This is a genomic window from Brooklawnia sp., assembly GCF_032229645.1.
GTDB lineage: Bacteria > Actinomycetota > Actinomycetes > Propionibacteriales > Propionibacteriaceae > Brooklawnia.
In genome coordinates this window covers 11,445-13,204 of sequence record NZ_JAVTWX010000109.1, presented here as the reverse complement: position 1 = coordinate 13,204, position 1,760 = coordinate 11,445, and the positions used below count along the sequence as shown (strand labels likewise).

The 1,760-nt window shown below is 60.2% G+C and carries 1 protein-coding gene; it reads left to right on the top strand.

The genetic code is table 11. The features are described from left to right. Positions 1–1,760 (top strand): FctA domain-containing protein (locus tag AAFP05_RS08115; protein WP_341729355.1); only part of this gene is annotated, 1,760 nt, incomplete at both ends.

Genomic DNA, 1,760 nt, shown 5'->3' with positions numbered 1-1,760 from the left:
TCGCCTGCGGAATCGGTTTCGCCTGCGGAATCGGCATCGACTGCAGGTCAAGGCAGCGCCGACGAAGTACCGAGCGAGTCGCCCACCTCGAACAGCCAAACCGATAACGGAGAGGAATCCGTCGCCGGGATTTCCACTCAGGCTGCCTATACGTGCAACCCGGCTGACGTCTACTACACGGTCAGCCAACAGATTTGGAAGTATGACGCCGCCAGCGGGAACGCCGCGAGTGTCAAGACCTATTCATCAGGCTTTCCGGACGCATTGGCCGTAGACTCGTCGGGCTATATCTACGTGATGATGAGGACTCAGACCAGCCCGGCGAATATCCTTAGGATCGATCCCACCACTGGTGACCAAATCACGCTCACCGGTAGCACTCTCGTCGCTTCCGGAAACCAATGGGTGGCCGGTGCGGTCAACCCCGTGAATGGCTTCTACTACTACGCTGACAGCGTCGGCTACGTGTACGCCTACGACACCCAAAACGAGAAAGCGATTGGCTTCATCGGCAAGCTCACACCTTCGGTCGTCACCCAAGGTGACTTGGCTTTCGATGACGAAGGAAACCTCTACAGCTACTGGGCAAAGACGAATGTGGCCATGGTAAGCGCGATGGATGTGCCGACCGAGAACCAACCAGCCTCCACGAAGTTGCAGACCTCCGCCGCAGGATCCGCGAAGAACGACTTTACAAGCGGCCTCGCCTGGATGAGTGAGGAAACCAGTAGGCCCCTCTGGTCGATCCGCTACTCAAATACGCAAAACGATCTGGGGATCCGCACGATCCTCGGGCAGACGCCCCCTGCCGACGATCAGCAGCAGGTGTTCACACTTCCTGCCCCGGCTCCGGGCGGTAGCAATGGCTATATCTACGACATGGCGAGCTGTGCAGCTCCTGCTGGACCGTCGCTGTCGCTGTCGAAGAACGTCGTCGGGCGAGTCGACGCCGGCGATCAGTTCACTCTCTCGGTGAAAGACTCTGCTGGCGCCGAATTGAAGTCGGCGACCACCACCGGCACCAGCAACGGCGTCCAAAGCGCCAAGGTGGGCCGCGTGAGCGTGGAGGCCGGCCAGACCTTCACTCTTCAGGAAACTGCGACCGCCAACCTCGGCGAATACACCAAGTCGGCGAGCTGTACCACCTCCGAGGGCGAAGCTGTGCCGACCACTGGTTCGAATGGCACGTACCAGGTGACGATTCCAGACGATGTGACCGGCATGATCTCGTGCGAGATCAAGAATGTGGCCCCGGCCACGATTTCGGTCACGAAAACTCTCTCTAACAGCCGGTTCGCCGCATCCGACCAGTTCACGGTCCAGGTGCGCACAGGCGATGCCAATGGTGCTGTGCTGGACACTCCAGGCAATGAAACCACTGTCGGCACCGGCAACGCAGTGAACAGCGGCACCGGCACCACCGGCAAGGCTCGGGTCGATGCAGGCAGCCAATACACGATCACCGAAAAGCTCGGTGCCGGAGTCGACGGCGCCAATTACGAATCGACGATCACCTGCACCGATGCGACGAGCACTCAGTCCGGGTTGCCCGACGGCAAGGCCCTGGGTGCGGGTTTCAGCCTGACACCCACCCCAGGCGCGCAGATCAGCTGCACAATCGACAATAAGGCCACAAAAGGCGCCGGTGTCGGCATCGGCGAGGGCCTCACCTGCGAGACCGGGTACGTCTACGGCATCGCGAGCACGAACCCCACCAGTAACTATCGGCAGGACTCCTACGGCTATGTCTACAAGATCAA